The following is a 22,172-nucleotide window of genomic DNA, read 5'->3' on the forward strand; positions in this document are numbered from 1 at the left end:
CTATAATCCTCTATATTATGTTAATATCCTACTAAAAAAATAAAAAAAGTCAAATAAAAAAAATCATATTGAAGTTATATAAAAAAGTTATATACTATGCATAATTAGATTTTTTAGGATATAATATGAACGTAAGTGATGATGCTACATTAAAAGAAACCGAAAGACAAAATAGAAAATTTAAAGAATTAACAGAATCAAGAGTTGAATTTTTAGTTATAAAGTTGGGCATACCTACAATAATTAGTATGCTTACAACATCTTTTTATAATATGGCTGATACATTTTTTGTAAGCAAGATAAATACTCAATCAACTGCTGCTGTTGGAATAGTATTTTCTATGATGGCAATAATACAGGCTGTAGGATTCTTTTTTGGGCATGGATCTGGTAATTATATATCTATAAAATTAGGAGCAAAGGAAACAGAAGAAGCTTCAAAAATGGCTGCTACTGGTTTTTTATCTGCTATGATTGCCGGATTTATAATATTAATATTAGGAATAATTTTTATTAAGCCATTAGCTTATATATTAGGCTCAACAGAAACTATACTTCCATACTCTATAAGCTATATGAAATATATTTTGATAGGTGCCCCTTATATGACAGCTTCATTAGTCTTGAATAATCAATTAAGACTTCAGGGTAATGCCTTATTTGCTATGATAGGTTTAATAACAGGGGCTATTTTGAATATAATACTTGATCCTATATTAATATTTCATTTTTCTATGGGTGTAAAAGGTGCTGCCATAGCAACTATAATAAGTCAATTTTGCGGTTTTTGTGTGCTTTTGGTCGGTACTAATGTTTGGGGATCTTTGCCTATAAAATTAAAAGATTTTTCACCTAGTTTACAAAAATACAAAGCTATCATTGTAGGAGGACTTCCTAGTCTTTGCAGACAGAGTATATCTAGTTTTGCAACAGCATTCTTGAATATAGCTGCTGGTCAATTTGGTGATGCTGCTATAGCTGCTATGTCTATAGTAAACAGAGTATCTATATTTGCTAATTCAGCAATTATAGGATTTGGTCAGGGATTTCAGCCTGTATGCGGATTCAATTATGGAGCAAAAAAGTATGATAGAGTTATAAATGCATTTTTTTTCTGCATCAAAATATCTACACTAGTGCTTTTCATTTTTGCTGTTATAATATTTATAAATTCATCTCAAATAGTTCATTTATTTAATGATAAAGATATTTCTCTGTTCGATATAGCTAAGAATGCTCTACACTATCAGGCATTAAGTTTACCATTATGGGGAGTTATAACATTATCTAGTATGATGCTTCAAACTACTAGAAAAACTATAAGAGCTTCTGTTTTAGCCTTAGCAAAACAAGGAATATTTTTCATACCAATTATATATATATTTCCTAGAGTATTTGGAATAACAGGTATAGAAATAGCACAGCCTTTTTCTGATTTTCTTACTTTTTTATTATCTATACCTCTTGCTTACAGTATAATAAAAGAAATGAAATTAGAATCATTAAAATTAAAAGATACAAACACAAATTAACATAAAATTAATGCTTGCAGTTTTCTATTATCAGTATATAATGTAGACTATGGAAATCAAAGATTCTACAAGAAGCGCTTTAGTTAGAAAAGGTAATGAACTTTTTAATCAAAAAGATATTGAAGGTGCTTACAGATGTTATCTCACAGCTTCCTATTATGGAGGCATAGAAAAAGTTGCAGATTATTATAATTTTGAAAAGAAAAATATAATAAAAGCTATGCAGCTTTATAAATTCATTATGAAGGAAGACTCTAATCTTGGAGGAAATGTAAGAGCTAAACAAAAACTAGATAAATTAGCAGAATCTGTAGTTAAAGTACTTAGAAAATGGCTTAAAGAAGATGAAACTTTCAATAAAGATGATAAAAATGATAAATTAGAATTAGATAGTAAAAATGCATTTCTTCCTAATAATTATAAAAAAAATAGTTTAGAAGATATTTTAAAAGCAAAAGGAAAAATAGATTCTAAGGACAATGATTTAAAAGTTAATGATAAAATTGTAAATTCCGATTTCTATTCTAAAAATACCAATATAAAAAAACCTGTATTTGAACAAATATATACAAATAAACAAAATAAAAAATAAACATTATAATTAGGAGTTACCTATGGAAAAAAATGTAGTTGAAATAGAGAATGCTCTTGCTTCATTATCGTCTAAGTTTTCAAAGAATGATACATTGGTGATAATATTAGCTGCTGGTCATGGTAAAAGAATTAGAAGTTCTACGTCTAAAATGCTTCATACTATATGGGGAGTTCCTAGTATAGAAAGGGTTAGACTTGCTGTAAAAAATGGTATGCCTAAAAGCAATATTACTATAGTTGTAGGAATAAAAGCACTAGATGTTGCTAATGCAGTTGGAAAGCAGGCTAACACTAACTTTGCTTATCAGGAAGAACAAAGAGGTACAGGACATGCTGTAAAAGTTGGACTTGATAAGAGTGATTTAAAGAATATAAAGTATTGTTATGTAATATATGCTGATATGGGACTTATTGATTCTGAAACTATGAAAGAGTTTCATGAGGAATTTTTAAAATCTAAAACTGATATGATAGTTATGACTGCTATGTATGATGGCCCTAAAGGAAGTAACTATTATGGAAGAATATTAAGAAGCAGAGGGCTTACTTGCGACGGCAAAAAAAGCAAATATAGACAAGGTTCTCAAGGTAATGTTATAGGAGTTATTGAGTATAAAGATATACTTGCTATGCAGGACGATAAGAAACTATTTAAAGTTTATAAAGATGAAAAATTCTCCTATGAAAAAGATGAGTTATTAGATAATTTCAATGAGTATGTTGCTGGAATATATGGTTTCAAAATGAAGCCTTTAGAAGAACTTATACAAAAATTAGAGTCTAATAATGCACAAAATGAACTGTATTTAACTGATTTAATAGAAATTTTTATTAATAATAATTTATCAATATCTACTTATATGCCTAAAGACAGCAGAGTTGTTTTGGGATTTAATGATAAAACAGTTCTTAAAGAGATGGAATCTATAGCTAGATCTAATGTTTATAATAAACTTAAGAATATAATCACTATATATGATGGAGAAGATTTCTTCATTGATGATTCTGTTGTTGAGCAGATATTAGAAATAGATAAAGATGAAAAACCTTTGGATATATATATAGGAAAAGGTGCTTATATAGGTAAAGGTGTTAAAGTTAATTATGGAGTTACAATATCACATGGTGCTAAGATAGAAGGTAATGTATATCTTGGCGATCATACATATATAGGAGATAATGTATTACTTTCTTGTTTAGAGAATCAGAAACTTATATTAGATGATAATGTTAAAATATATTCAGAAAACCAGATTAAAGGTAATGTATATATAGGAAAAAACACTACTTTAGAAAGAGGTGTTAATGTTACAGGAAGTGATAATCATCCTGTAAATATTGGATCTAATGTTCTTATCAAAGGGGTAAGCTATTTATACGGTTCTATCGTTGATGATAATGCCTATATAGAACATTGTATATTCTATTATTCTCATATAAAAGCATTGCTTGATGATAAAGGTAATGTTATAAAATGCAGATTTATAAGACCTAAAGAAGAAGGACTTGAAGCTGTAAGTAAGATAGAAGATGCTAAGAAATCTAAAAAGAAATAGTGTATTAATATTTGTTATAATAATATTATTATTTGCAAGCTTAAATGCACAATATCAAAAAGAAATAAAAAAAGATGCTCCCCCGCTTACAGAGCATTATGTGAGAATGAGTAGTTTTGAATCTCTTTCTACTTGGTCTATAGCCTCTTTAAGGGAAGAGCCATATATTAGCGAGTTGTTTGTAGACGGATATAATAATGTGCATTTTGCTTATTATGATAATCTTCTTAATACTGCGGTATATGTTAGCGGAAAAGATGGAAATTTTACTAGAACTATATTAGATAATAATAGAGATCTTGGTAATTTCGTAAGTATAGCATTAAATAATAGGAATGTACATGTATCCTATAATAAAGCAAATAAAATATTATATGTTAATAATAATTCCGGTACTTTTAATAATTATACTATGGATATAAGGCAAAATAGAAAGATTGTTGATTTGAAATTAGTAATGTCAGCATTCAATTATCCTACATTATTTTTTGTAGACAATAGAGGCATATTATCTGTATCAAGATTTTATAGAGATAATTTCTTTTCAGACTTTATTTATACAAATAAAATAGTAGACAGTGTTTATCCTGTCGCTGAAAAAGATGGCTATGCTCTATATATGCATGAATATCAAACAGGCAATATATTATATGGTTCTAGAAAAACTAATACTGCATTTACATTTTTTGATGACAGAGCAATAGTAACTAATTCTAGTATATATTCAGTTTCTTATGAGGAGCATAATAGATTTAATATAGTATATCTTACAGAAGATAATCCTCAAACTATTAATTATACCAGATTTTATGACGGAGTATTTACTAATGGTACAATAGTTGCTGAAGATGAAAATATCATTTCATTAGATTCAGCATTGGACTATGCAGCACAAATAATGGTTTTATACACTAAAGAAAATGGAAATAAGTACCTGTTTATGGATAATAGAGTTATAGATTTATCTGTTTTGGGAACAAGTATAGGAAATGTAAGATTAAAATCAGCACAATATCCTTATTTTTATATACTCTATTATAATAATGTATTTGATGAACTTAGAATTACAAAGCTTAATATAAGTGATATTGAAAAATTAAAATAAACCGATAATTGATTTAACATTTTTATATTATAAATGTTAATAAAATTAAGTATATAATAGGATTTTTTATGAGTGATGAGCAACCAAAAGTATCGTTTATAGAGAAAAACCCAAGAACATGTCCTGTATGTAAGAATGAATTTTATCATGAAATGCTTCTTACAGGCGGAGGAAGATTAATTGCTGGAAAATTAAGAAATGATTTAAGAAGAACTTATGAAAAAAGTAAAAAATATGGAACAGTTTATCCTTTAATATATGTAGTAGTAGTTTGCCCTCATTGTTTATATGCTGCTTTCCAAGAAGATTTTAACTTAATAGACCATAAAAAAGTAGATGAAGCTGCAGATACAGCAAGACAAAGAGCTTCATATATGAAAGAATTTTTTGGAAATGATATAGATTTCACAAGACATAGAACACTTTTAGAAGGTGCTGCTAGTTATTTTTTAGCTTTGGACGGATATCGTTATATTGGAAAAGACAGTGCCCCTACTTTAAAAAAGGCTTTATGTTCTTTGAGATTAAGCTGGACTTTGGAAGATTTAGCAAACGTTTATCCTAATGAAAATTATGACAGACTTATTCCTTTCTTCCAATATAAAGCAAGTGAATTGTATTCTGCTTCTATAGAATGTATGCAAAATGGAAAAGAAAATTTTGAAAAATTAAAATCATTTGGTCCTGATATAGATAATAATTTTGGTTATGAGGGTATGCTTTATATGGGAGCATTACTTGGAATGGATTCTTCTAAATTTATACCAGATCCTAAAGTTAAAGCAGAAACTCTTGTACAAGCTAAAAGAAAAATAAGTAAAATATTCGGATCTGGAAAAAGCAGTAAATCAAAACCTTCTGCTTTGCTTGAAAAAATAAAGGAACTTCATGTTGCTATTACAGAAGAATTAAATCAGCTTAATGAAGAATATGGTATAGATGTAAGTTAATGAAAAAATTAAATGCGTATCTATTAAAAGAATTTCTATCTTTCTTTTTAGGTTCTTTACTGCTATTTGTAGTATTAGTTACAATAGCAGATTTGAGCAGTAGATTATCTTTTTATACCGAACATCCTGAATTAATTAATTATTTTATTACATATCACCTAGCAAGAGCACCGCATAATACATATTATATATTTCCTGTTGCTTTGATGTTTTCATCTACTTATGTATTAGGTACATTTGTAAAAAATAAAGAAATGCTTGCTATTGAAAATTCAGGTATTAGCTTATTTAAATTTTCCATGCCTATGTTCATTATGGTAATTGGATTATGTTTATTTTTAGTATTTTTCTGGGAATTTGTAGCAGCACCATTAAATAAAGTATCTTTTGCAGCAAATGATGCTATGAGAGGCAATCAAAAAGCGTCTAGAAGTGGTCCTTGGGAATTGTTCGGCGGTAATAATTACTTATATTTTATAGAAACTTATTTTTATGAAGAACAATATATGCAAAATACTATAATAGTAAAATTAGATAATGACGGAAGAATTTTATTTAGGGTATCAAGCCCTCATATACAATGGAATGATGAAGATAAAAAATGGTATGTAACAGATGGAATATTAACAACATTTAGTGAAAGTAAAGAAATAAAAGTAGAAAAAATAAATAATTATCCATTAGATGTTTGGGAAAGACCTGAACATTTTTATGGAAGACCGCCTCTAGATTCTATGAGTTTAAGTGAAGAAGCCCATATAATAAAACTACAAAAAGAAGTTAATATGAATACTTCAAGATTAGAAACAGATCTTCATTATAGAATATCTTATTGTTTTTCAGGTTTTATTATTGTTTTACTTGCTTCATTATTTTCTAAATTTTCGACTCAAAGTGTTTTAGTTGTAAGTTTAGTAATGGTTATAATAGTGGCTTTGATGTATTATTCAGTACTTATGGTTTTCAGATCTATGGGCGAGGCTGGCAATATGAATCCTTTTATTGCAGCTTGGATGCCTAATATTATATTTGCTGTACTTTGTATATTAGCATTTAAGAAATTCCATTGATGTAAAAAATTAATATATTTTAATTTCCATAATGATAGCATCAAATTTATTATCATAGTATTTTTTTCTGACAGCTATTTCTTTAAATCCATTTCTTATATAAAATTTTTTAGCATTAATATTATTTTCATGTAAATCTAATTTTATACTATTTACATTATTATTTTTGGCATCATTAAATAAATATGATAATAATTTGTTTCCATAACCTTTATTATTTGGATATGAAGCTATAAATATTATATCTGCTTCTGGTTCTAATAAAAAATATATTAAAAATCCTGTTATTTGATTATCATATTTTATTATAATGACTTTATGATGTTTATCTTTTATATACTGTTTTATATAATCTTTGGATAAATGTATGTATTCACTTTTTGAAGATATTAAATAAATAGAATCTATTATATTATCATCAATATCATTTACAATTTCTATATTTTCCATTTTAGTATTTAAATAAATAAATAATTTAAAATAAAAATGAATAAGGAAATATAATTACTTCCCTATTCATTTATTTTATAACTATATTTTATTATAATTTGCTGTTTATTTCATTGAATAGTTCTTGTTTTTTTGTTTTTACATATTCAATTATTTCTTCAAGTTTTACCTCAACACTTTCCTGTGATTTTCTAAGTTTGAATTCAACAACTCCTCTTTGAAGTGATTTTTTACCAACTATTATTCTCATAGGAATACCAATCAAATCACAATCATTAAGTTTTACTCCAAGTCTTTCTTTTCTATCATCAAACATAGTTTCAATTCCAAGAGAGTTTAGAGCATTATATATTTCTTCTGCTTTTTTGAATGAGTCTTCAGTTTCTTTATCAATAGCAACCACTATGGCCTCATAAGGAGCAACACTTATAGGGAATATTATACCCTTATCATCATAATTTTGTTCTATAACAGAAGCTAAAGCTCTATTAACACCAATACCATAACAACCCATTATAGGAGTAATCTCTTTGTTGTTTTCATCTAATACTTTGAAATTGAAAGCCTCAGTATATTTATCGCCAAGTTTGAAAATATGTCCTAACTCCAATCCTTTTTTCTGATAAAGAACTTCTCCGCATTGAGGGCATCTGTCGCCTTCTTTAGCTGTTCTAAAATCACCCCACACATCAATATTAAAATCTCTTTCTATATTAACATTTTTTATATGAGTATCATCCTTGTTGCCGCCTACTATTGCATCAGATACTGATTTTATAGAGTTATCAGCAAATATTCTAATTTTCTTTTTTAATCCTATAGGAGAAGCAAAACCTACTCTAGCACCTGTAACTTCTTTTACAGTTTCTTCATCGGCAAGTTCTATATCTACTCCGCCTAATGCATTAGATAATTTAGTTTCATTAATTTCTAAATCGCCTCTTATAGCAACTAATATTACTTCATCTTCTTCAGTTTTATAAATTATACTTTTAATAAAATTCTTTGAAGATGTATTAAAGAATTTTTCTAAATCATTTATAGTTTTTATATCAGGAGTATAAACTTCTTCTAAAGCTTTATCAGTATAAGATGCAGCTGCTTCATCCTCTTTTACATTAGCTTTTTCAACATTAGCTCTATAATCACATTTAGAACAGAATATGATTGTTTCCTCACCTACTTCACTTAATACCATAAACTCTTCGCTTCCTTCTCCGCCCATTGCACCGCTGTCTGCTTTTACGCTTACAGTATCTAGTCCCATTCTTTTGAAAATTTTTGTATAGGCTCCGCTCATATCATTATAGGTTTTATCAAGACATTCTTTAGTTATATGAAATGAATAAGCATCTTTCATAGTAAATTCTTTTGATCTTATCACTCCAAATCTTGGACGTATTTCATCTCTGAATTTAGTATGTATTTGATATAAAGTTAGAGGAAAATCTTTATATGATTGTATTTCATTTTGTGCTGTTATAGTGAAAGCCTCTTCATGAGTAGGCCCCATAGCCATATCAACATCATTTCTATCTTTTAATCTGAATAATTCCTTTTTAAATCTTTCCCATCTTCCTGAAGGTGTTAATAATTCCTTTGAAACAAGTATGGGCATTATGCATTCATTAGAACCTATTGCATCCATTTCCTCTCTTATTATATTAGATATTTTATTCAATACTCTAACTCCAAGAGGTAAATACGAATAAAGACCATTTGATATTTTTCTTGCAAGTGCTGCCCTTAACATTAATTTATTTGAAGCTATTATTGCATCACTAGGTGCTTCTTTTAATGTAGGCATGAATAATTTTGATAAACGCATAATATTTCCCTTAAAAGATTAAAAATTTTTTATTAATGATATATTATAAAATTAAAATTATCAACTATAGTATATATTTTATTTAGACATTGAATTTATTATCCAAGCTGTTTCTTTTCTTATTTCACTGTCCATATTAATAATATTATCTACAGTTAATGGAACATTAATTTTTCTGTCGCATACTTTTGATACTATATTAAATATATCAGTGAAACCTATTTTCTTTTGTAAGAATGAGTATACGCATATTTCATTAGCTGCATTTAAAACACAAGGATAAAGTCCGCCTTTCTTTCCGCATTCATAAGCCAATCTAAGCATTATAAATTTATCAAAATCCATTTTATAAAAATTGATTTCTGGATGTTCATATAATTTTAATTTTTCAAAAGGCGTATTTCTAATTTCAGGATAAGTTAATGCATGCTGTATAGGAAGACGCATATCATTCTTTCCAATCTGTGCATATATCTCTCCGTCATTCATTTCTATCATAGAATGTATTAAACTTTGAGGGTGAATAATAGTTTCTATTTTATCATAATCCAAATTAAATAAATGATGCGCTTCTATAACTTCAAAGCCTTTATTCATCATAGTTGCACTGTCTATAGTTATTTTGCTTCCCATAGCCCAAGTAGGATGTTTTAAAGCCATTTCTACTGTAACATTTTTTAATTCTTCTTTTGGAGTTCTAAAGAAAGGACCTCCTGAAGCTGTTATTATAACTTTTGAAAGTGAAGTTTTTGGAAAATGCCTTAACATTTGAAATATTGCTGAATGTTCGCTGTCTATAGGTATTAAGCTTGCATTATGTTCTTTTAATAATTGATTTATTATATCTCCACCTACTACCAAGGTTTCTTTATTTGCTAGAGCAATAGTCTTTCCTTTTTTTATTGCTTCTACTGTAGGCAAAAATCCTGCATATCCAGTTAAAGCATTAACTAATATATCAAAGTCGGTATGTTTTACAAAATTAGCTATAGTTCCTTCATAAATATTTATATCTTTAGCACAGTCATAGTCTTTAAAAATATTTTCTGCATTTTTATCAGATATATTTACAGTTTTAGGCTTGAACTCTGTACATAAAGTATTTAATATATCTATCTTACTATTTGTTGACATTCCAACTATTTCAAAGTCATTATTAAACTCTCTTACAACAGAACAAGTGTTAGTACCAATAGAGCCTGTAGCTCCCAACAAAAGAATTCTTTTTTTCATAATACTGCTAAATGCTCCCAAACATTTTAATAATAGTGTAGTATTTTATATCAAAATTATAAATTAATAAATAGCTGTAATAATTAAAAAATATTGTTTTATGTATTTTTTTAAACAGCCGATAATATTTCAGAATAAGTGTAACTAAACATAACTATTGAAATTTATCGTTAATTATATATAATACTTATTCAAATTAATTGAAATTTTACAAATAATGGATTTTTACTAAATGTCAAATAAGAAATTTAATTTAAAAATAGCTACATTAGCATCTTGGGTATTATTATTTTTTGCTTGGATTTTCTTTTATGCCGTAACTCAAACACCTACTCCTGTTTTTTGGGCAGTGTTAGCATTGACTTCTATCATTACTATCATAACATTAATAGTAGATAGAAAACAGATAGTGTCTTTTTTGAAGATGCGATTTGTACATAAAGCTTTCTTTGGAATATTATCATTAATAATAATTCTTGCTATACTTGTAGGTTTATATATCATAAGTATAAACTTCCCTATAAGATTTGACTTAACACAAAATAAATCATACACAGTATCTCAGCAAACTATGGATGTTCTATCAAGAATAGATAGTCCTCTTTCTATAGTGGTATTGAGATCACCTAGTACAGATCCAACTTCAGCAGATTGGAGAGCTGATTTATTATTAGAACAATATAAAAGAATAAATAAACATATAAGTGTTGAATATATTAACCCTATAGAAAAACCTTCTGCTAAAAGTAAATATCAAATGACTCAGGTTGGAGAAATTGTATTTACTTACGGACAAGGAAAACAAGTAAGAGTATATAGAAAAGATTTAACAACTCAGTCTAAAGTAACTTCTGATCCTTTATTTGTTGGAGAAGAAAAATTCACTCAGTCTATATACACTTTGCTTGATACAGAGTCTTATACAGTTTACTTCACAGTAGGACATGGTGAAAGACAAATACAAGATAGAGGCGGAGAAGGTCTATCTTATGTAAAAACTTATTTAGAAAATGAAAATTATAAAGTTAAAGAATTAAATATAATACTTGAAAATATTCCTACAGATGCATCACTTATAGTAATAGCAGCACCTGTTGAAACATTCAGTGATTTTGAAATAGAAAAATTGAATAACTATGTAAAAACAGGTGGAAAACTTCTTGTATTATATGATAGTTTTATGGATAGAAGTAAATTTAATAGTAATTTAGGAAATTTTCTATCCGATTGGGGATTCAAAACTAAAAATGACTATATAATAGATCCTGCTTCAAGTGTTGTTATACCTGTTAATATAGTACCTCAATATACTTCTCATCCTATTACTCAAACATTAAAAGAAGGAAATGTATTTGCTTGTTTGGTTGTTGCTAGAAGTATATTAAGCGGTGAAAATAAATATAATGGCAGCTTTGAAAATATAATAACAACTACTCCTCAAGGTTATGGAAAAGAAGAAGCTACTTTTGATTTATCAAGAGCTAGATTCAATCCTAGAACAGATATACAAGGACCTGTACCTTTGGCTATAAGCGGTACTTATGAAATAGAAGGAAGAAAAGATCCTGCAAGAATAGTAGTATTTGGTGATGCTACATTTGCATTGAATGCATATATCAATCCTGAACAAGGTCAGTCTGTAGATATTGCTTTTGCTGGAAATAAAGACTTATTTATGAATACTGTTGCTTATCTATTAGAAGCAAGACAGAAAATTACTATAAGACCTAAAGAAGCAAGTATTAAAAACCTTACTCTTACAACAACTCAAACTAACTTTATTAGATATGTTGCTCAAATAGGTTTGCCTTGTTTGTTCGGTATACTTGGCATATTAATATGGTTCTTTAGAAGAAGATAAAATAATATATTACAATGAAGGCTATGCATAAGTTAATATAGTATGAATAATATAAAACTTTTATACAAAAAATATTCATATTATATTAACTATGCTTTATTAGTATTTATAAACGGCATTGCAAGCGTATTAAATTATGTATCTTCAATATATGTAAACAGAAGTTTATCAATATCTGATTTTGCACACTACAACGGTATCATCAATATATATTCAATAATAGTTCTAACAGTATCAAGCTTTAGTTATTATATTATGCATCATTATAAAGATGATGAAGATGCTAGAGTCTATTGGGCTTACGGCTACATTATAGCATTGATAATAACTATATTGTATTTATTATCAATACCATTAATAGATATACTATTTAATATAAAAAGCTACCCTTCTCTTTTTATAATATCAATTGGAATATTCGCAACAATTTTAGGTATAGTTTCTCAGTCAATATTAAAAATTAATAACTATATAGCCTATGACTATACAGCAAGTTTAATAGCAATATTAATATCCAAAATTTTATTATTAGCATATTTTATTATTACAGGATTAACATTATTCAAATCTATTATAACAGTTACTTTATTCTGCGTACTATATTTAATAATCAATTTAATAGAATTGAAAAAAGTTAATCTACCCTATTTTATACCATTAAATAAAATAAAAATGTATTTCTCTAAGCAAAATCTATCAGTATTTTTAAGCTATATAATACATATTGTAATAATAAATTTTATATTCAATTGGATATCATTAAGCGATGTACTTATGGCAAATAGATATTTAGATAAAACAAGTGCAGGCTACTACTCTACTATATCATTAATAATAAAAATGTTTTTCTATATAGGGACTCCTGTTGCATCAGTTATGTTTTCTTATATTTTAATAGCTAAAAAGGATAATAATAAAAATAAAGAAAGAAAGATAGTTTATTATTCTATTGCTCTTTTTGTATTCGCATCTATTTGTCTGTCAGCATTTTTGATTATATTTGCAAAACAAATAGTATTAATACAATTTACCAATAGATATGAAGCAATTATTCCATTGATTCCACAGGCTGTAATATTTGGATTTTCCTTAGGCTTTACAGTCATTGCCTTCAATTATGGACTTGCTTATAAACTATTTGCACCATTTTATGGATACTTGATTATATTTGCTTATGTATATTTCTCATTAAGAAACGGAGTTAGAACATTTGAAAATTTCATGTTCATAATGAAAATATTTTTTATAGCATTACTTATATATAATATCTTAATCATATTAATACATAGAATAATATTAAGAACTAATGAAAACTAAAATAGTAATTTAAAAATATTATAAAGCTAGTTATAAAAATTATTTTTAGAATCTACCGCCTTTGTCAGAAATCAACTTCGTTATTTTACTATTATTTTTAGTTATTGCATAATATAATGCTGTGTTTCCATCTTTATCTTTAGCATTAAGATCAGCTCCAGATTCTATAAATAACTCAGCTAATTCTGTATTATAATCAAAAATTACCCACATTAAAGGAGTAATATTTTCTAATTGTATATTTCTTGAATCATCTTTTATAGATAATCTAGTATTAACATTAGCCCCAGCTTTTATTAATAACTCAGCTAATTCTGTATCTACGTTAAATGTCAAAGGAGTAAAATCTTTTAAATATAATCCATCTGTCTTGAATGATACTTTTGTATTTACATCAGATTTTTTTTCTATAAGCATTTTTGATAAATCTGTTTTCTCACGCTGTATAGCATGTATTAAAGCTGTAAATCCGGAATTGTCTTTTATATTAACATTAGCACCTTTTTCTATTAGCAGCTCTGCTATTTCATATTGCTCATAAATAATAGATAAAATTAAAGGTGTAGCACCGCTTTCTTTCTCTTTTTTATTGAGATCAGCACCTTTTTCTATTAGTAGCTTTGCAATTTCATCTTGCTTATAAATAATAGATAACATCAAAGGTGTAGCGCCATCCATAATATCTAAATTTATATTGACTTTTTTATTATTTAAAAAATCTAAAACTTCTTCTTTATTACCATTAGCTATATATGATACAAATTCTTTTTCATCTTTACTAAGCTCTGGATACAAAGATTGGAAACTAAATAAAGTATATAATACTGCCATCAATACAATTTTTTTCATATAAACCTCTTTTTAAATATTTTATACAAAATATATATTAATTATATTATTTTATCAATATATACTTCATTAGTGCATATAATTTTACAATACTTACATTTAATTATTTAGGCTATTTTATGTATAGTAGTAATATTTGCATATTTAACTTTTTAATGATTTACAAATAAAAAATCTCTATCAGCTTTAACTAATAGAGATTTTAACACTACATATTCTTTATTATTTAGCACCTTTTGCTATAAGTAACTGCTCTATTTTAGCATTATTTTTCTCTTTCGCATAATCTAATGCTGTTTTTCTGCTTTTATCTTTAGCATTGATGTCAGCTCCGGATTCTATCAATAACTTAGCTATTTCAGAATTATCATTAAAAATAAACCACATTAAAGGTGTAATATTTTCTAATTTTATATTTTTTCCAACATGTTGAAAAGAGAATTTAATATTAATGTCTGCACCAGCATTTATTAATGATTGAGCTACTTCTTTATTTTCATTAAGTATTAAAGGAGTAACGTTTTTCATATATACCACATTTTCATTTAATGATACTTTTGTATTTACATCAGCTTTTTTTTCTATAAGTATTTTTGATATTTCTATTCTATTATACATTATAGAATATATTAAAGCTGTGAATCCTGACTTGTCTTTGATATTAAGATCTGCACCTTTTCCTATAAGCATTTTTGCAATTTCATCTTGATTAAAAATAATAGAAAATATTAATGGTGTAGCACTATTTTCTATCCTGGCATTTATATTAATTTTCTTATTATCTATAAAATTTGAAACTTCTTCAATATCACCGGATGCTATATACGATAAAAATAGTGCTTCATCTTCAAAGTTTGCTGGATACAGTGCATTAAAACTAAATAAAGTATACAATATTGCCATCAATACAATTTTTTTCATATAAACCTCTTTTTAAAAATATTGGAAAAATATATATTGTTATATTATTTTGTCAATATGATTATTTGAAATTGAATAATTTTAATATTTTAAAACAATAAAAAAGCTGACAACTTATTGTTATCAGCTTTAAAATAATTTTATTATTAATAATAAAAATTATGATTTCTTTCTCTTTAAATCGATTTGTCTTTGAATCTCTTTTAAGTTTTTTACATATATGGTATTAGTTCTTATATCTATTTTACCTGTTTTTACCAATGTATTTAAAACTTTCTGTACATCAACTACTTTTACACCGCACCAATTTGCTATATCATTTATAGTCGCATTTAATTCCTGAGGCTCATAATAATGATCTCTAGGTATGTTTTGAAGTTCTGCCAAAAGTAAAAGACAGTCATAAACTCTCAAATCAGTTTCATTTAATTGAAGTATTAAAAGTCTTCTTTTAGCATCGAATATTCTCTTAGCGAATGTTTTTGAAAGTTTTAATGCCATTATAGTGTTATTAGCTAATATGCTTTGGAAGTTTTCTTTTCTCAACTCTAAAAGTACTGTAGGTTCATTAGCTATAGCTGAAGCACTTCTTGTAGTATCTTCTAATATAGCCATTTCACCGAAAAATTCTCCGGCATAAACTATGTCTAATAATTTTTCAACATCTTTTATAACTTTGGTAATTTTTACAGAACCGCTTTGAACTAAATAGAATTTATCACCCTTTTCATATTCTAGAAATATGACATCATCAGTATTATATTTTTTAGTATGAGAACTTAAATTATTATCCATATTTGTTCCTTAATTTCTTTTTATATAAGATTATAGTCTTGAAATACTCGCATTTGCTTCTTTTGAAAAATTATCCATAGGAGGCATTGAAATAACTTTCTGATAATAAGCTTTTGCTTTTGTTTTATTTCCGCTTGCTTCACAGCTTTTAGCTAAAAATAGTATAGCCTCTTTAACATTTAAAGATTTAGGATATTTTTTTATTGCTGATAATAATACAGTTGAAGCATTATCGTATTTATTTATATTATAATAGCATTTACCCATATAAAATATAGAATTTTCAGCAACATCAGCATCTGAACTTTTAATCAAATTATTAAATGCTTTTAATGAATTAACATAATCATTATTATTATATAATTCAACAGCTTTATTATATGCTGGATCATTTATTACCGCTTTAGTCTGAGTTTTTTGAGTTGAAACAGGAGCATTTGAAACAGGAGGTGCTATATCACTGTCATCTGTAATATCTAATTCATCTTTACATTCTTCAATTTTTTCTTTTGCTGTATTGTAAAATGCTGAATCTTCATCTGCATACTGTATATATCTCTTATATGCATAAAGAGCATTTCTATATTTTTTATTTTTAAAATAGAACTCCCCTATTCCGTATAATCCTTCCAATGGATCTTGTCCTTCATCACTTATATCATTTTCAACAAGTTCTCTTACTCTTTTATTGATTCTTCTAAGCTGATTTGAAAATACCTTTAACATCTTTATGATGATAGGCTTATTTTTTTCAACCAAGCTTTCAAATTCTTCATAAGTAATAATAATAACAACACAATCTGTTAAGCACTGAACAGTATCTTCCTGTGGATAAGTACCAAGTATACTTTTTACCCCAAAAAACTCGCCTATATTAATAAGTTCCCTAGTTTCATAACCTGTTTCTTCTGATAAAAATATACTTTGAGCCTGACCTTGTTTCAAGATATAGACTCTATCTGAGGTATCGCCTGTAAAATATACTATAGAACCTGCTTTATATACTCTTGTTTGCATTAACTTTTTTCCTCAACTAATAATTTAATTATATCTAAAGTTTTTTAGAATAAAAAAAGATTATTTTATTTTTTTTATTCTATCACTTATAATACTTTTTTCAAGTTATTTTTTTCATTTTCTTAGTTTATTTATCATATCTACAGTTTCAATATCAATATCTTCTGATCTTCTATTTAGATCATCTATTATAATTTTTATCTCCTCATCCGGCATATTCTGACCAAATTTTGCTTTTGCTGTAATATTTTCTACTTTTATAACTCCTATAAGCATATTATTTTGAGCATAATCAAACATTTTATTATCAATAGATAGATTATCATTATTTGGTTCGTATTTTTTTACTATTTCATATAAAATTTCTTTTCTTCTTGATATATCATCTATAGTTTCAAATTTTCCTTCTATAAAAACTGAAAAGAAAAACTGTGTTGGTATCATTTTTTTATTTAAAAATTCAGATGGTATATATGAATATGGCTTTGAAGCACTAAAAGATACTTTAGGATTATTTTTTAAAATTTCATACTTTCTTCCTGCCATAGCACCATGAAAATATATTTCATTATTTTTATAGCAAAAACTTATAGGTACAGCATAAGGTATATTATCTGGTAAAGCCATAACACCAAATTCTATACTATTAAGCATGTTATATATTTCTTCTTTATCTTCAAATATAAAATCTTTTCTTCTCATATACCAATAAATAGTCTTTATAATTATCAATTATAATTGTAGACTAAATTAATAAATTTTATTATAATATATATAACGGTTTATTATGTTTTTTCTTTAAAAAATAAATTAATTATATAATTATATTTGGAGTTCATTTAGTATGAAAATAGCTATTTCACAATTAGAAATAATACCATCTATGCCTTGCGATAATACAGTAAGAATAATAAGTTTTATAAGCAAAGCTAAAAAAGAAAATGCTGATATAGTAATATTTCCAGAATTATGCATTTCAGGATATATGATTGGAGATATGTTTGAAAGTGAAGGATTCGTAAAAGAATGTGAGGAACTTGGAGAAGAAATAATAAAATCTTCAAATGGAATATATGTTATTTTCGGAAATATTGCTTCTGATAGAAATAAAAAGAATTTCGATGGAAGAATGAGAAAATATAATGCTATGTTTGTAGCTAAAGATGGTAAATTAATACATAATAATACTACTGAATATCCATTTATAATAAAATCATTACTTCCTAATTATAAAGAATTTGAAGATCCAAGGCATTTTTTCAGCTTAAAAGACTTAGCTTTTGAAAATAATACTGATGTAAAAGAATATTTAAAACCTTTAGAAATAGAATGTAATGGTGAAAAAATAAAATTGGGTTTAACAATATGTGAAGATGCATGGAGTAAGAATTATACATTTTCTCCTATGAATATTATAAATTCTAATAAAGATGTAGATTTATTCATTAATATATCAAGCTCTCCTTATACTTTGGTTAAAGATGCTAAAAGACATAGTATGTATGGAGAAATTGCAAGTAAACATAATACTCCTCTTGTATATATTAATAATGTAGGAATACAAAATAATGGTAAAACAGTATATACATTTGACGGCAGAAGTTCTGTTTATGATAATAATGGTAATTTATTATTAACAGGAAAAAGATATGAAGAAGATTTGTACTTTATTGATATAGATGTAAAAAATAAAGTATTTGGAAAAACTATAGAAATAAAAGAAGAAAATGAATACAAATTAATATATGATACTGTTATTTACGGAATAAGAAAATTTATGAAGTCTATCGGCATAAATAAGGTTGTTATAGGCGTATCAGGAGGTATTGATTCAGCATTATCATCTGCAATGTATGTAAATGCCATTGGAAAAGATAATGTATTACTTGTTAATATGCCTAGTAAATTCAATTCTGATACAACAAAAAACCTTGCCAAGACTTTATCTGATAATCTAGGCTGTGCTTATATGGTAGTTCCTATACAGGAATCAGTAGATTATACTGTAAAACAATTAGAAACCTCCCCTATTATAAAAGATGGCAAAGAAGATCATTTAAAATTATCATCTTTTGTTATAGAAAATATACAGGCAAGAGACAGATCTTCAAGAGTATTATCTGCTATAGCTGCTAGTTTTGGCGGCGTATTTACATGTAACGCCAATAAAACAGAAACAATGGTAGGATATTCAACTATGTATGGAGATGGTGCTGGATTTTTTGCTTGTTTAGCTGATTTATGGAAATATCAGATATACGGACTTGCTAATTATGTTAACAAAGAAGTATTTAAAAAGGAAATTATTCCTGAAGGTACTATAAATATTGTTCCAAGTGCTGAACTTTCAACTGCTCAGGCTGTAGATGAAGGTAAAGGAGATCCTATAAAATATGATTATCATGATTATTTATTTAAATATTTAATGGAATCTTGGAACAGAGCCATATTAGAAGATATACTAGAGCTATATATAGAAGGAAATTTGGAAGATAAAATAGGATGCCAAAAAGGAATATTAAAAAAATATTTTAAAAGCGGTGCTGAATTTGTAGATGATTTAGAGAGATGGTGGAAGCAATATATGGGAATGGCTATATCTAAAAGAATACAGGCTCCTCCAATACTTGCAGTAAGCAGAAGAAGTTTTGGATTTGGAAACAGAGAATCACAAAATAGAATTTATTATACAGCAAAATATTTGTATTTGAAAAATAAAATTTTTGAAATTAATTAAAAAACTTTAATTAAACATATTTTTACTGTAAAATTATAGTGTAATAAAAATTTTACTTGCAAAAAGCAATAATAAATGTTATATTTATATCGTAATATATAATTTTTTAGAATGTTGGGAAATTATAAAAAGTGGCAACAACTATTATAGATAATAACATAAGGCAGGATATCCTTGACTATTCTGCAATATTAGAAACAACTGTAAAAGATATTAACTCTTTTCTTGAAGAAGTTGGAAGAGTATATAGTTTTATAGGTGAAAAGTTTCCTATGATTGAACAGGAAATGAAAAATGAAAACGAAAAAGCCAATAAGCTGCTTTCATATTTTACCAACAAAGAAAAAGGTGAAAAAAACTTCTCAAATGATTTGGATGAAAACCAGGAAGACTTTTTTAGATCATTTGATAGAATGCAAAGTTTTATATCACAGGATAATGAACTTTCTGACTCCTTAGTTGAAGACGTTGGCAGAACAAGTAATATTATGGACTCCATAGAACAGATTAGGATGCTTGCTGACCAAATTAAGGTTTATTCATTAAATGCCATTATTATATCTTCTAAATATGGTGCAGGTGGTAAAGCTTTTGGAGAAATATCCAAAAACATAATCAAAATGTCTGAAACATCAAATGAACAGGCAGATCAAATGAATAGAATTGGTAAGGAATTATTTGTCAGATTTGAATCATTTAAAACTGAAATATTGAAAACAAATGAATTGCAAAGACAGAATTTTACAATCATGAGAGAACAGCTTGATAAAGAGCATAATAATATGGTTAATTCCTTTGCAGTATTTTCTAATATTATATCTGATATAATATCAAGAGTTGATAATACTTATGATTTCATATTTGAAGTAATGATGGTTCTTCCTCGTGAAGATATAGTAAGACAGCAGACAGAACACATAATAGAATCAATGAATTCTATAGTTTATGAAAATAGAAATTTTATTGAGTATTATGGAAAAGAAGTAGAAACTATGGATGCTGCAGATCTTGAAAAAGAGGAAAATCAGAGTTTGGAGCATAAACTTCTTGACTTGCTTACTTTTGATGATGTTGTTCTAACTTTGATAATAGAAAACTTCAAATCTATACATGAGGAAATAGATCTTACTAACTCAGATATTTATAAAAGCTTAAAAGGTTTAAAAGATGCATTAACAGATATTACATTAGATAGAACTACTATAGTTGAATATATGATTGGAGGGGAAAGCGGTAAATCAGAATTTCCTTTTACCGTTTCAGAATCATTATTTAATGAATATATGGGATTTATAAAACTTTATTTGGAAAACTTTAAGTTATTTTTAACTAATAAATATAGAATATCTGACAGCAATATAGCTATAATAGACTCGATAGAAGAATTGGAAAGTATGTTCTTAGAAACAAAAAACATTGCCAAAACTTTTAACTCTATTAACTTTTTAGCTAAGATAGAACTTGAGAAGAACAGTAATATATTCAATAATTCACAGACATTCTCTATAGAAAGTGTAGAATCAATAGCTACTAACATTACAGAAACAGTAGATGGATGTTTAGAGCAATTCCATAATATTAAATCTGCTATTTTCAGTTCCATTAATAAGTTTAAATCTAATATTAATCAGCAGTCAAGCGAGCATTCTTTTATAGAATCTATGACAGACAGTGTAAGTAAACGTTTGGATGAATCTAAATATATTATTAATAATAATATAAAAAGATTAGATAGTTATGCTGATGAGTTATTTGGACTTATAGATAAAACTCTAATAGATTTAAGCTCTTTAAGTACATTGCTTACAAAAATCAATGAAATAATAGAAATCTTTAATAGCATGAGAAATGTTATAAGAGATAAAAAGAATGAATATTATAACTTGTTGGGTATAGAAAATTGGAAAATAGAAAGTGATAAATATTTGGATATAGTTAATTCTTATACAATCAAAAAAGAAAGAGCTATTGCTAATAGTATTTTATCTGGAGAAGATGCGCCAAATGTCGATATAAGTATAGATGTAGGTGCTGATAGCGGTGACTTTACTATGTTTTAATAAAAGTAATGGAGGTATTTATTTATGTCAGTTATAGAGATAAATGATAATCTTAATATAAGAACTATGAGTAAATATTTTAAGAATGTCATAAAAAGTGCTAATTATAACGAAGATATGACTGTAAAGTTTAATTGTGAGGGCGAGGCTCATGTGGATTTAGCAGGACTTCAAATACTGTATGCTATGAAAAAAGAGCTTGCTAAAAATCAAAAAAACCTTATAGTAGAAGGTATGGATAATTTATTTGTAGAATATTTAAATATAATTAATGATAAAAATAATTAATGATTAAGA

General features: G+C 26.6%; 19 protein-coding genes. 11 read left to right on the forward strand and 8 right to left on the reverse strand.

What is annotated here, in order from left to right:
• The first annotated feature begins 125 nt into the window (after positions 1-125).
• The 6 genes from BRSU_RS05845 (at position 126) to BRSU_RS05870 (ending at position 6,807) form a co-directional block, all read left to right on the forward strand.
• On the forward strand, positions 126-1,532 hold the full coding sequence (locus tag BRSU_RS05845; protein ID WP_048594341.1) for an MATE family efflux transporter: 1,407 nt from the start codon (positions 126-128) through the stop codon (positions 1,530-1,532).
• 49 nt (positions 1,533-1,581) lie between these two features.
• Complete coding sequence (locus BRSU_RS05850) at positions 1,582-2,124, forward strand: hypothetical protein (RefSeq protein WP_048594342.1); 543 nt, start codon at positions 1,582-1,584, stop codon at positions 2,122-2,124.
• Positions 2,125-2,146: 22 nt separating this feature from the next.
• Positions 2,147-3,682 (forward strand): NTP transferase domain-containing protein, encoded by a 1,536-nt coding sequence (locus BRSU_RS05855; RefSeq protein WP_048594343.1) that lies wholly within the window; start codon positions 2,147-2,149, stop codon positions 3,680-3,682.
• Positions 3,657-4,787: a hypothetical protein gene (locus BRSU_RS05860; protein WP_048594344.1), complete on the forward strand. Its 1,131-nt coding sequence runs from the start codon at positions 3,657-3,659 to the stop codon at positions 4,785-4,787. Before BRSU_RS05855 ends, BRSU_RS05860 begins: the two co-directional genes overlap by 26 nt.
• 68 nt (positions 4,788-4,855) lie before the next feature.
• Positions 4,856-5,737 carry a DUF2225 domain-containing protein gene (locus BRSU_RS05865; RefSeq protein ID WP_048594345.1) on the forward strand — a complete coding sequence of 294 codons (882 nt, stop codon included), beginning with the start codon at positions 4,856-4,858 and terminating at the stop codon, positions 5,735-5,737.
• Positions 5,737-6,807 carry an LptF/LptG family permease gene (locus BRSU_RS05870; RefSeq protein ID WP_048594346.1) on the forward strand — a complete coding sequence of 357 codons (1,071 nt, stop codon included), beginning with the start codon at positions 5,737-5,739 and terminating at the stop codon, positions 6,805-6,807. Before BRSU_RS05865 ends, BRSU_RS05870 begins: the two co-directional genes overlap by 1 nt.
• Positions 6,808-6,816: 9 nt before the next feature.
• On the opposite strand, the gene BRSU_RS05875 is transcribed toward BRSU_RS05870, so the two are convergent.
• The 3 genes from BRSU_RS05875 to dxr all read right to left on the reverse strand — a co-directional run bounded on the left by BRSU_RS05875 (position 6,817) and on the right by dxr (position 10,318).
• Positions 6,817-7,257, reverse strand: a complete 441-nt coding sequence (locus BRSU_RS05875) for a GNAT family N-acetyltransferase (protein ID WP_048594347.1) — start codon at positions 7,255-7,257, stop codon at positions 6,817-6,819.
• Positions 7,258-7,348: 91 nt separating this feature from the next.
• The gene (locus BRSU_RS05880) at positions 7,349-9,085 is read right to left on the reverse strand and encodes a proline--tRNA ligase (RefSeq protein WP_048594348.1); all 1,737 of its coding nucleotides are present in this window, start codon (positions 9,083-9,085) and stop codon (positions 7,349-7,351) included.
• A gap of 78 nt (positions 9,086-9,163) precedes the next feature.
• On the reverse strand, positions 9,164-10,318 hold the full coding sequence (dxr, locus tag BRSU_RS05885; protein WP_048594349.1) for a 1-deoxy-D-xylulose-5-phosphate reductoisomerase: 1,155 nt from the start codon (positions 10,316-10,318) through the stop codon (positions 9,164-9,166).
• Positions 10,319-10,550: 232 nt separating this feature from the next.
• Here dxr and BRSU_RS05890 point away from each other — a divergent pair, with 232 nt between their 5' ends.
• Both BRSU_RS05890 and BRSU_RS05895 read left to right on the forward strand, forming a co-directional pair.
• Positions 10,551-12,179: a GldG family protein gene (locus BRSU_RS05890; RefSeq protein ID WP_048594350.1), complete on the forward strand. Its 1,629-nt coding sequence runs from the start codon at positions 10,551-10,553 to the stop codon at positions 12,177-12,179.
• A 42-nt stretch (positions 12,180-12,221) separates the two neighbouring features.
• Entirely contained in the window at positions 12,222-13,496 is a 1,275-nt protein-coding gene (locus BRSU_RS05895) for a lipopolysaccharide biosynthesis protein (RefSeq protein ID WP_048594351.1), read from the forward strand.
• A gap of 45 nt (positions 13,497-13,541) precedes the next feature.
• On the opposite strand, the gene BRSU_RS05900 is transcribed toward BRSU_RS05895, so the two are convergent.
• The 5 genes from BRSU_RS05900 to BRSU_RS05920 form a co-directional block, all read right to left on the reverse strand.
• Positions 13,542-14,345: an ankyrin repeat domain-containing protein gene (locus BRSU_RS05900; protein ID WP_048594352.1), complete on the reverse strand. Its 804-nt coding sequence runs from the start codon at positions 14,343-14,345 to the stop codon at positions 13,542-13,544.
• Positions 14,346-14,567: 222 nt separating this feature from the next.
• Positions 14,568-15,266, reverse strand: a complete 699-nt coding sequence (locus tag BRSU_RS05905; protein WP_048594353.1) for an ankyrin repeat domain-containing protein — start codon at positions 15,264-15,266, stop codon at positions 14,568-14,570.
• Between the two features lie 159 nt (positions 15,267-15,425).
• The gene (locus BRSU_RS05910) at positions 15,426-16,061 is read right to left on the reverse strand and encodes a Crp/Fnr family transcriptional regulator (RefSeq protein WP_012670030.1); all 636 of its coding nucleotides are present in this window, start codon (positions 16,059-16,061) and stop codon (positions 15,426-15,428) included.
• Positions 16,062-16,091: 30 nt separating this feature from the next.
• Positions 16,092-17,078 carry a cyclic nucleotide-binding domain-containing protein gene (locus BRSU_RS05915; RefSeq protein ID WP_048594354.1) on the reverse strand — a complete coding sequence of 329 codons (987 nt, stop codon included), beginning with the start codon at positions 17,076-17,078 and terminating at the stop codon, positions 16,092-16,094.
• 114 nt (positions 17,079-17,192) lie between these two features.
• Positions 17,193-17,780, reverse strand: a complete 588-nt coding sequence (locus tag BRSU_RS05920) for a pyridoxamine 5'-phosphate oxidase family protein (RefSeq protein WP_048594355.1) — start codon at positions 17,778-17,780, stop codon at positions 17,193-17,195.
• Positions 17,781-17,922: 142 nt separating this feature from the next.
• Here BRSU_RS05920 and nadE point away from each other — a divergent pair, with 142 nt between their 5' ends.
• The 3 genes from nadE (at position 17,923) to BRSU_RS05935 (ending at position 22,163) form a co-directional block, all read left to right on the forward strand.
• Complete coding sequence (nadE, locus tag BRSU_RS05925) at positions 17,923-19,815, forward strand: NAD(+) synthase (protein WP_048594356.1); 1,893 nt, start codon at positions 17,923-17,925, stop codon at positions 19,813-19,815.
• Between the two features lie 131 nt (positions 19,816-19,946).
• The gene (locus BRSU_RS05930; protein ID WP_048594357.1) at positions 19,947-21,875 is read left to right on the forward strand and encodes a hypothetical protein; all 1,929 of its coding nucleotides are present in this window, start codon (positions 19,947-19,949) and stop codon (positions 21,873-21,875) included.
• Positions 21,876-21,899: 24 nt separating this feature from the next.
• Entirely contained in the window at positions 21,900-22,163 is a 264-nt protein-coding gene (locus BRSU_RS05935) for a hypothetical protein (protein ID WP_012670035.1), read from the forward strand.
• Positions 22,164-22,172: the final 9 nt, after the last annotated feature.

This window comes from Brachyspira suanatina, assembly GCF_001049755.1.
In the GTDB taxonomy this organism is placed as follows: Bacteria; Spirochaetota; Brachyspiria; order Brachyspirales; family Brachyspiraceae; genus Brachyspira; species Brachyspira suanatina.

Coding starts and splice junctions, on each gene's coding strand:
- BRSU_RS05910 (WP_012670030.1), bottom strand. CDS start 16,061: ATGGATAATAATTTAAGTTCTCATACTAAAAAATATAATACTGATGAT.
- BRSU_RS05880 (WP_048594348.1), bottom strand. CDS start 9,085: ATGCGTTTATCAAAATTATTCATGCCTACATTAAAAGAAGCACCTAGT.
- BRSU_RS05860 (WP_048594344.1), top strand. CDS start 3,657: ATGCTAAGAAATCTAAAAAGAAATAGTGTATTAATATTTGTTATAATA.
- BRSU_RS05890 (WP_048594350.1), top strand. CDS start 10,551: ATGTCAAATAAGAAATTTAATTTAAAAATAGCTACATTAGCATCTTGG.
- BRSU_RS05920 (WP_048594355.1), bottom strand. CDS start 17,780: ATGAGAAGAAAAGATTTTATATTTGAAGATAAAGAAGAAATATATAAC.
- nadE (WP_048594356.1), top strand. CDS start 17,923: ATGAAAATAGCTATTTCACAATTAGAAATAATACCATCTATGCCTTGC.
- BRSU_RS05855 (WP_048594343.1), top strand. CDS start 2,147: ATGGAAAAAAATGTAGTTGAAATAGAGAATGCTCTTGCTTCATTATCG.
- BRSU_RS05915 (WP_048594354.1), bottom strand. CDS start 17,078: ATGCAAACAAGAGTATATAAAGCAGGTTCTATAGTATATTTTACAGGC.
- BRSU_RS05845 (WP_048594341.1), top strand. CDS start 126: ATGAACGTAAGTGATGATGCTACATTAAAAGAAACCGAAAGACAAAAT.
- BRSU_RS05870 (WP_048594346.1), top strand. CDS start 5,737: ATGAAAAAATTAAATGCGTATCTATTAAAAGAATTTCTATCTTTCTTT.
- dxr (WP_048594349.1), bottom strand. CDS start 10,318: ATGAAAAAAAGAATTCTTTTGTTGGGAGCTACAGGCTCTATTGGTACT.
- BRSU_RS05905 (WP_048594353.1), bottom strand. CDS start 15,266: ATGAAAAAAATTGTATTGATGGCAATATTGTATACTTTATTTAGTTTT.
- BRSU_RS05850 (WP_048594342.1), top strand. CDS start 1,582: ATGGAAATCAAAGATTCTACAAGAAGCGCTTTAGTTAGAAAAGGTAAT.
- BRSU_RS05895 (WP_048594351.1), top strand. CDS start 12,222: ATGAATAATATAAAACTTTTATACAAAAAATATTCATATTATATTAAC.
- BRSU_RS05865 (WP_048594345.1), top strand. CDS start 4,856: ATGAGTGATGAGCAACCAAAAGTATCGTTTATAGAGAAAAACCCAAGA.
- BRSU_RS05875 (WP_048594347.1), bottom strand. CDS start 7,257: ATGGAAAATATAGAAATTGTAAATGATATTGATGATAATATAATAGAT.
- BRSU_RS05935 (WP_012670035.1), top strand. CDS start 21,900: ATGTCAGTTATAGAGATAAATGATAATCTTAATATAAGAACTATGAGT.
- BRSU_RS05900 (WP_048594352.1), bottom strand. CDS start 14,345: ATGAAAAAAATTGTATTGATGGCAGTATTATATACTTTATTTAGTTTC.